This is a genomic window from Gordonia sp. (in: high G+C Gram-positive bacteria), from assembly GCF_049299075.1.
In the GTDB taxonomy this organism is placed as follows: Bacteria; Actinomycetota; Actinomycetes; order Mycobacteriales; family Mycobacteriaceae; genus Gordonia.
In genome coordinates this window covers 1-7,923 of sequence record NZ_JBAQWU010000234.1, presented here as the reverse complement: position 1 = coordinate 7,923, position 7,923 = coordinate 1, and the positions used below count along the sequence as shown (strand labels likewise).

Sequence of the window (7,923 nt, the reverse complement as noted above, 5' to 3'; positions counted from 1 at the left end):
AGGACGCCGTCGACATCGAGACCGTTGGACGGCTCGTCGAAGACCAGATTGTCCGGGTCGCCGAGCAACGACGACGCCAAACCCAGCCGCTGCAGCATGCCCAGCGAGAACTTGCCGACGCGGCGGTCGGCGACCTCGGTCAGACCCACCTGCCGCAATGCCCACGGCACCATATCGCGGCTGACGCCACCGAGATCAGCCTGCCAGCGCAACTGCTGCGTCGCGGTGAGCGTCGGATTGACCCGCCCGCTGGTCATGCTGAATCCGACGGTGAGCAGCGGCTTGCGATGCTCACCGAGCGCCTTACCGTCGATCCGCACGGCGCCCACATCCGGCGCCGACAGACCGGCGACCATGTTCAGCAGCGTCGACTTACCCGCTCCGTTAGGTCCGAGCAGGTACGTGATGGTGCCCGGCTCGGCGATAAAGGAGACATCGTCGACGGCGACCTTGTCGCCGAAGGTCTTACTGACATCTGAGATTTCGATCATGGGAGCAGTTCAGCTCAGTAGCCGAAGTTCGGATTGTTCGCGCACTGCATGTCCGCACAGATCCGCTTCCAGTCGAACTTCCACAGCCCGCCGTCGCGGATGTAGTAGTAGTTCGTCTGCTGAACCGGGAAGCCGGCCATGGTGCCCCGGAAGGTGATCGACATGCGCTCACCGTTGATCCGGGGCGGACCGGTGGCACTGCCGCGCATGGAGAAAAAGTCGTAGGTCTGACTCGACGCCAACACCTGCTCCAGCGGCTTACGGACCGCCGCGCTCTGCCCGTTGTAGGTGACCGCCAGTTTCGGACCGATCGCAATGCGCGGGTTCCAGAAGGCGGCGAACTGCCACTCCAGATCGACGGCAGTGGGCCGCTCGGCAGGCACTTGCAGGTCCGCCTGCTTGGCTTCGCGTATCGAGGTGGGCGATCGTCGCTGCGTGGTCGTCGTCGACGACGTCGTGGATGTGCCCGGTTCGACCGGGGCGGCTTCGCCGGCCGTGGACGGCACCGCAACGGCAGGCTCGGACAGCGCTGGAGCCTGCAAAACCGGAGCCTGGGCAACTGGAGCCTGGGCAACCGGAGCTGACACGTGTGCCGCCCCCAGGTTGACCACCGTCGACGGTGCCGCCGACTGGCCGGTGACGCCCGCGCCGGACAACCAGAGGCCGAGCGCGCCGATGCTCAGGATCAGCGCCGTCACCACGGCCGATGCTCCGACTGCGGTCAGCACCGTCGCCCGAGAGATCGTGTCATTCTGCTCACTCATGCTGCTTAGCCTTCCCTAAGTTCCACCGGGAGCACAAGGCCCCACCACCACCGCAGTGAGTCAACTCACTCATGCAGACCCGGCGCGACCTGGCCCTTTATTGGCATTTGCCGGACACGACCGGTTCCCGCGGCTGGCCGAATGGCAACGGTTATGTAACGATGGATTCGTGCGTCTGTTGGGGGGACGCTTTTTTTGACTACGAACGAAGGTTTTGACACGTGTTTTCAGCCAAGTCTTCGGGCCGACGTACTATCGCTGCCCGCCTCACCGCCATCGCGGTGGGGGTCTCCGCAGCTGCCCTGGCCATTCCGGCCGCAGCCCAGGCCAGCCCGGTCACCGTCTGGCCGAACGGCCCGGTCATCGAGGTGCCCGACCTGCCGGGGCTGCAGGTCCCGACGCCGCCGACCAAACCGCAGCAACAGCAGCCGAAGCCGTCTACGCCGCAGCAGGCCGGTGTTCCGGCGATGCCCAACGTGCGTACCAGCACCGGCTGGATCGCGCTGGCGCAGGACAGCAATCACACCATCTACTGGTGGAAGGACGGCAACTTCGTCAAGTCGATGCCGATCTCGATGGGCTCGGATGCGCATCCGACCCCGAACGGCACCTACCACACCATGGAAAAGCATCGCTCCATGTACATGGACTCCTCGACGTACGGCGTGCCGATCGACAGCCCGGAAGGCTACCGCACGTTTGTCGAGTACGCGGTCCGGATGAACAACGGCGGCATCTTTATCCACGCCGCACCGTGGTCGGTCGAGAGCCAGGGTGTCACGAATGTGAGCCACGGCTGCATCAACGTCAGCACCGACAACGGCCGCTGGGTATACGAGAACATCGGTACCGGATCGGCGATTGTCGTCAAGGGCACCGTCGGTGGCGGCACCTGGAAGACGCCGCGCACCCCGTAGAGCGCAACTGATCACGCCCGCAACGTGGCCCCTCCCGTATTCGGAAGGGGCCACGTTTCGCATCCGCGCGCCTATCGGAGAAGCCGCGCTTATCGGAGAAACTAACTCAGGCGGCCGGTCGCGCCCCCAGCGTCGCCTGTACCTGGAGCCAATGCGCCAGCACCTGGCAGCCGGTGGACTCGGGATCGGTGAGCGGCGCGGATCGGTACGGCTCATCCGAGTAGGAAACGTGCCGCCCGCCAGACGGCAGGTAGCCGCGCACCTCCCGGACCGCTGAGGCGACCCGCTGCACGTCGCGCCGCCATTGGGCTGGCGAGAAGCGCGTCCGGGCCGCATTCTGCAGATCGGCGCCGACAACTCGGCCGACCATATCGCCAAACCAGTGGCGCAGGCGCCCTACCGACAGCACACCGGTCAGGTCAGCGACGTCCCGGATCAAGGAATCCGGACCCGCGTTGCAAATGACGTCGTCGGCCGCACCCACCCAATGGGCCGGAATCTCCCCGGGCAGCTCCGGGCCCGGACCCGCTACTCCCCAGCCAGCACAGCTATCGACGACGTCGGGCGGCTGGTGCGGGTCCGCGACAAAGCCGACGGCGGTGATCGCCGGCAGCAGTGGCTCGTTCGCCGGGTTGCCGAGCAGCGCGCGGATCACCACCGCGCCCTGCGAGTAGCCGATCAGCATGATCGCACCGCCCGGATTCTCCGCCGCCGCACCTTCGACGGCCCCACGCAGCGCGGCGACGCCGCTCGCCACACTCTCGCGGTAGCAGTCGCCGTCGAGTCGCGGCACCGGTCCGTAGCTGGCCGGATACGGAATCCAGCGCGCCGCAAACCGGTCGTCGAGCTCATCGGTGACTGCCGACAGCATGCCGGTGACCGCCGTCCGCGTATCTCCCGGGTACGACTCCCCCGTACCACCGACGGCCAGCACCGTCACCGAGGTGTTCGCGCCGCGCTGAGTCATGTCTCCGACTCTGCCGACACCGACTGGGAGACAGCTGAGTGATGTCTATGAATCCAGCTTAGATCTGGCATGCCGGACACCAGAAGAGGTTCCGTCCCTCCATCTGCGTCACCGCCACCGGAGTCCCGCACAACCGACACCGATCACCGGCACGCCGATAGACGTAGGTGCGCGGACGGTTGGGCGCGTAGGCCGGTGCACCATGGTCGTCGTCTGGTCGGACCACATGAATCAATCCGGTCGCCATCCCCACGGGCATCAGATCTACCAGGTCGGCCCACAGCTGATCGAACTCGGTGCGACTGATCGCCGTGCCCGGGCGCAGCGGGTCGATCCCGGCCCGGAAAAGGACCTCGGCCCGGTAGATGTTGCCGATCCCGGCGATCACCTGCTGATCCATCAGCAATGAACCAATGGCCCGCCGGGAACGGTGGATCCGGTCCCACGCGATCTCCCGATCCGCATCTGGGCGCAGCGGGTCGGGGCCAAGCCGCGCGCGGAGCACAACCAGATCATCGTCTGTATAGAGCTCGCAGGCGTTCGGGCCACGCAAATCCACGCCGAGGTGCTCGCCGACCATACGCAAACGGATCTGCCCGATGGGTTCGGGCATAGGCAGCGATTCTTCGGTGAAGGCACCGTAAATGCCGAGGTGGATGTGCACCAGGTGCGGCGCCCGCCGATCCACATCGCCGTCGTCGAACCGGTAGACGAGGTGTTTCCCCCACGCCTGCGCGTCAGCGAAGACCAGGCCGTCAAGCAGTGCCGCCTCCGGGCCGAAGCGCCCCTGTGGGCTGCTCAGCGCGACGCGCTGGCCGCCGAACTGCTGCCGTTGGCGGTCGGCGAGCCGGTGCAGCGCATGACCCTCAGGCACGCGTGGCTCCGGTCAGGCTTTGGGCAGGTGGTTCTCGCCGGTGCGCTCGTAGTCGGCCAGCAAGTCGATGCGGCGCTGGTGGCGGTCCTCGTTCGACCACGGCTGCGCAACGAAGGCATCGACGATGGCCAATGCCTCCTCCGCGGAATGCATACGGCCGCCCAGGCCGATGAGCTGGGCATTGTTGTGCTCACGGGCCAGCTTCGCGGTCTCCACACTCCAGGCCAACGCACACCGTGCGCCCTTGACCTTGTTGGCGGCGATCTGCTCGCCGTTGCCGCTGCCGCCGAGCACAATGCCCAGGCTGCCCGGATCGGCGACGACCCGCTCTGCGGCCTCGATGCAGAACGGCGGGTAGTCGTCGAGCGCGTCATACGCGTGCGCACCGCAATCGATCACCTCGTGGCCATTGGCCTTGAGGTGTTCGACGATCTCGTTCTTCCGCTCGAATCCGGCATGGTCGGCACCCAGATAAATCCGCATGCGGTCACTATAGATTGGTGGGGTGGACACCCACGCGCCCATCCCCTCCGTTCCCGGCCTGCCCGACTCCAAAGTGATCGCGCCGCCACCCTACGATCCCGGCCCCGATGCCGTCTGGCGGCCGCCGGCCGCCTACTCCCATGCGCCGCGGCGACACCCGTGGGAGATTCCAATGCTGGTGCTGATCCTGCTGATCAGTGGCATCGGCTACGCCACGGTGATCGCGCTGGTCGCGATCGGCTCGATCAGCGACTACTTCCTGCTGATCCTCGCGTTACCGCTGATCGTCTTCGTGGCCCGCGGTCTGATGTACGCGCAGCAGCGGGTGGGGGCGGTGCAGATGTCGCCCACGCAGTTCCCCGAGGGCTACCGGATGATGGTGGAGGCCGCCGCCCGCTATGGACTGCACTACGTACCCGACGCGTACGTGGTGAACGGCAACGGCGCGATCAACGCCTTCGCCTCGGGACACGGCTTCCGCCGCTACATCGTCATCTTCTCGGATCTGTTTGAGGTCGGCGGCACGGCGCGCAGCCCGGAGGCCCTGGAGTTCGTGATCGGCCACGAGGTCGGCCACATCGCCGCCGGGCACACGTCGTACTGGCGCCAGTTGTTCACCGGCACCCTGATGTCGATTCCCATCCTCGGGACCACGCTGTCGCGCACCCAGGAGTACACCGCCGACAACTTCGGGTACTACACCCATCCGGCGGGTGCGCCACCGGCGATCGGTGTGATGGCCGCCGGCAAGTACATGCTGTCGGCCGTCGATTTCGATCAGTTCGCCGACCGGGCCGTCCGAGACAAGGGCTTCTTCGTCACCGTGGTGAATCTGCTCTCAACGCACCCGGTGCTCACCTGGCGGGCCGCCGCGCTACGCGACCGCACCCGCGCGGGCGCGCTGTTCCGCCGCCCTACGACCACGACTCGCGGGGTGGGCAGCGGCAATGTGTTCCCGATGCCGACCCCACCGGGACTCGATCAGGTGCCGCCGGGCAGTCTGCCCAACGGTTTGGTGCCTCCGCCCCGTTTCTAGCCGAATCCGGGGTCTTCAGTCCTGGTGCGCTTGAGCTCGAAGAAGTGCGGGTATCCGGCGAGGGCGACCACACCATCCCACACTCCGCCGGCCTCTTCGCCGCGCGGGATCCGCGACAGCACCGGGCCGAAGAATGCCACGCCATTGACGTGGATGGTGGGCGTGCCGACGTCGTCGCCGGCCGGGTCCATGCCCCGGTGGTGACTCTCCCGGATGGCGGCGTCGTATTCGGTGGACGTCGCGGCCTGGGCCAGGTCGGCCTCCAGTCCGGCAGCGGCGAGCGCGGTCGGAATCACCGTGCCGTAGTCGGCGCCCTTGCCCAGGGTGTGGATCTCGGTGCCCATCGCCAGGTACAGCGGGGCGAGCACCTGGTCGCCGTGCCGATCGGCAGCGGCGGCAAGCACCCGCACCGGCTCCATCGCCCGGCTCAGCATCTCGCGATAGCCGTCCGACACGTCCTTTCCTTCGTTGAGGACATACAAGCTCATGATGTGAAAGTTCACCTCGATGGGCCGGACTTGCTCGGCCTCCAGGATCCAACGCGAGGTGATCCAACACCAGGGGCACAGCGGGTCGAACCAGAAATCCACACGATCGCGATCAGCCATGCTCCCATTCATAGCACCCTTGAGATCGGCGCGGCGGACACCTACGGTGGGACACAGGTCGGAATTGTCCACATTAGGAACGAGGAATCATGCCGCGCCGAACGACGTCCGCCGTGGCTGCGCTCGGCCTGACCGCAGCCACCCTGACCGCAGCCGCCCTGGCCGCCACCGGTCTGGCGTCCGCCGCCCCCTTGCCCGTCACGCAGCTACCCTCCTCCGGTCTGCAGGTCAGCGGCCTCGTGGTTCCCGGTCCGCTGTTCGTCGGTGTCACCGCCGATAGCACCGCGACACCGGGAGTTACCGCCTTCACCGCACCCGCAACGCCACCGGTCTGCTCGTCATCGGCTGCCGGAATGCTGGTCACGGTCGATTGGATGAACCTCAGCACCGGCCAACGCGGCGGTTTCACCGTCAAGCCGTGTCCGCATTTCAACAATCCGACGAAGGTCCGCACCGAGGCAACCACCGGTTCGGGTCAGATCGCATTCGTCTCGTGGATCCGCGGTTCGAGTTACTCGCCGAATGCTGGCCAACCTGCGCTGCCGGGTGTCGGTACTTTCGCCGCGCCCTGACCGCCCCCGTCAGCGGACCACTACAGTCGACAGGGTGACTGCACCGAACCTGACTCGCGCGGCCGCCCAGGAGCGGGCCGCCACCATCGCCACGGACAATTACCGGATCACCCTGGACCTGACGACCAGCGAGCAGACCTTCCGCTCGCACACCGTGGTCACGTTCACCGCGACGCCAGGATCGTCGTCGTTCATCGAACTTGTTGCGCCGCAGGTGATGTCGGCAAATCTCAACGGCACCGACCTGGACGTGTCCGGTTACGACGAGTCCGTCGGCCTGGCGCTGCCCGACCTGGCCGAACAAAACGTTCTCTCGGTGGTCGCCGATTGCGCGTACTCGAACACCGGTGAGGGCCTGCATCGGTTCGTCGATCCGGCCGACGGCGAGGTGTACCTCTACTCGCAGTTTGAGACCGCCGACGCCAAACGCATGTTCGCGTGTTTCGATCAGCCCGACCTCAAGGCGACGTATTCACTCACCGTGACCGCTCCGGCGAACTGGACGGTGATCTCCAACGAGCGCATCGAGACCTCGACCGACGTGCCCACCGGCCGCCAGCACGTTTTCGCCACCACCGAGGTGATGAGCACCTACCTGGTCGCGCTCATCGCCGGACCGTACGCGGAGTGGACCGACGAGTACGTCGACGAGCACGGCACCATCCCCCTGGGTCTGTACTGCCGGGCGTCCCTCGGCGAGTTCATGGACCACGAGCGCCTATTCGCCGAGACCAAACAGGGCTTCGACTTCTACCACCGCACCTTCGGTGTGCCATACGCCTTCGGCAAGTACGACCAGTTGTTTGTCCCCGAGTTCAACGCCGGGGCGATGGAGAATGCCGGCGCCGTGACCTTCCTGGAGGACTACGTCTTCCGGTCCCGGGTCACTCGATACTTGTATGAGCGCCGCAACGAGACCATCCTGCACGAGATGGCACACATGTGGTTCGGCGATCTGGTCACGATGCAGTGGTGGGACGATCTGTGGCTCAACGAGTCGTTCGCGACCTTCGCGTCGGTGCTGGCTCAGGTCGACGCCACCGAGTACACCAACGCGTGGACCACCTTTGCCAACGTCGAGAAATCGTGGGCCTACCGGCAGGACCAGTTGCCCTCGACGCACCCGATCGCCGCGGACATGGTGGATCTGCAGGCCGTCGAGGTGAACTTCGACGGCATCACCTACGCCAAGGGCGCGTCGGTGCTCAAAC

Annotated in this window: 10 protein-coding genes; 4 read left to right on the top strand and 6 right to left on the bottom strand. The window is 66.1% G+C overall.

From position 1 onward, the window contains the following. Together WAW85_RS07365 and WAW85_RS07360 are read right to left on the bottom strand one after the other, a co-directional pair. A partial coding sequence (locus WAW85_RS07365; RefSeq protein ID WP_422558977.1) for an ABC transporter ATP-binding protein occupies positions 1–491 on the bottom strand: 491 nt, incomplete at its 3' end. Between the two features lie 14 nt (positions 492–505). Then, on the bottom strand, positions 506–1,255 hold the full coding sequence (locus tag WAW85_RS07360) for a hypothetical protein (RefSeq protein ID WP_422558976.1): 750 nt from the start codon (positions 1,253–1,255) through the stop codon (positions 506–508). Between the two features lie 221 nt (positions 1,256–1,476). Here WAW85_RS07360 and WAW85_RS07355 point away from each other — a divergent pair, with 221 nt between their 5' ends. Next, complete coding sequence (locus WAW85_RS07355; RefSeq protein ID WP_422558975.1) at positions 1,477–2,172, top strand: L,D-transpeptidase; 696 nt, start codon at positions 1,477–1,479, stop codon at positions 2,170–2,172. 106 nt (positions 2,173–2,278) lie between these two features. Here WAW85_RS07355 and WAW85_RS07350 read toward each other — a convergent pair whose 3' ends face one another. The 3 genes from WAW85_RS07350 to WAW85_RS07340 are packed head-to-tail and all read right to left on the bottom strand — an operon-like array spanning position 2,279 to position 4,496. Next, on the bottom strand, positions 2,279–3,139 hold the full coding sequence (locus tag WAW85_RS07350; RefSeq protein WP_422558974.1) for a cutinase family protein: 861 nt from the start codon (positions 3,137–3,139) through the stop codon (positions 2,279–2,281). 58 nt (positions 3,140–3,197) lie between these two features. Then, the gene (locus tag WAW85_RS07345; protein ID WP_422558973.1) at positions 3,198–4,013 is read right to left on the bottom strand and encodes an Fpg/Nei family DNA glycosylase; all 816 of its coding nucleotides are present in this window, start codon (positions 4,011–4,013) and stop codon (positions 3,198–3,200) included. Positions 4,014–4,025: 12 nt separating this feature from the next. Continuing rightward, positions 4,026–4,496: a ribose-5-phosphate isomerase gene (locus WAW85_RS07340; protein WP_422558972.1), complete on the bottom strand. Its 471-nt coding sequence runs from the start codon at positions 4,494–4,496 to the stop codon at positions 4,026–4,028. A gap of 22 nt (positions 4,497–4,518) precedes the next feature. On the opposite strand from WAW85_RS07340, the gene WAW85_RS07335 reads away from it, so the two are divergent. Further along, positions 4,519–5,532 carry a M48 family metalloprotease gene (locus WAW85_RS07335; RefSeq protein WP_422558971.1) on the top strand — a complete coding sequence of 338 codons (1,014 nt, stop codon included), beginning with the start codon at positions 4,519–4,521 and terminating at the stop codon, positions 5,530–5,532. Here the strand turns inward: WAW85_RS07335 and WAW85_RS07330 are convergent. Continuing rightward, positions 5,529–6,140, bottom strand: coding sequence for a DsbA family protein (locus tag WAW85_RS07330; RefSeq protein ID WP_422558970.1), 612 nt, complete (start codon positions 6,138–6,140; stop codon positions 5,529–5,531). The two genes, WAW85_RS07335 and WAW85_RS07330, sit on opposite strands and share 4 nt — an antisense overlap. A gap of 89 nt (positions 6,141–6,229) precedes the next feature. Here WAW85_RS07330 and WAW85_RS07325 point away from each other — a divergent pair, with 89 nt between their 5' ends. Both WAW85_RS07325 and WAW85_RS07320 read left to right on the top strand, forming a co-directional pair. After that, positions 6,230–6,712 (top strand): hypothetical protein, encoded by a 483-nt coding sequence (locus tag WAW85_RS07325; RefSeq protein WP_422558969.1) that lies wholly within the window; start codon positions 6,230–6,232, stop codon positions 6,710–6,712. A gap of 34 nt (positions 6,713–6,746) precedes the next feature. Beyond that, positions 6,747–7,923 (top strand): M1 family metallopeptidase (locus WAW85_RS07320; protein ID WP_422558968.1); only part of this gene is annotated, 1,177 nt, incomplete at its 3' end.

Bases quoted from the DNA above. Each gene is read 5' to 3' on its own strand.
- WAW85_RS07350 (WP_422558974.1), bottom strand. From the start codon at position 3,139: ATGACTCAGCGCGGCGCGAACACCTCGGTGACGGTGCTGGCCGTCGGT.
- WAW85_RS07340 (WP_422558972.1), bottom strand. From the start codon at position 4,496: ATGCGGATTTATCTGGGTGCCGACCATGCCGGATTCGAGCGGAAGAAC.
- WAW85_RS07325 (WP_422558969.1), top strand. From the start codon at position 6,230: ATGCCGCGCCGAACGACGTCCGCCGTGGCTGCGCTCGGCCTGACCGCA.
- WAW85_RS07330 (WP_422558970.1), bottom strand. From the start codon at position 6,140: ATGGCTGATCGCGATCGTGTGGATTTCTGGTTCGACCCGCTGTGCCCC.
- WAW85_RS07360 (WP_422558976.1), bottom strand. From the start codon at position 1,255: ATGAGTGAGCAGAATGACACGATCTCTCGGGCGACGGTGCTGACCGCA.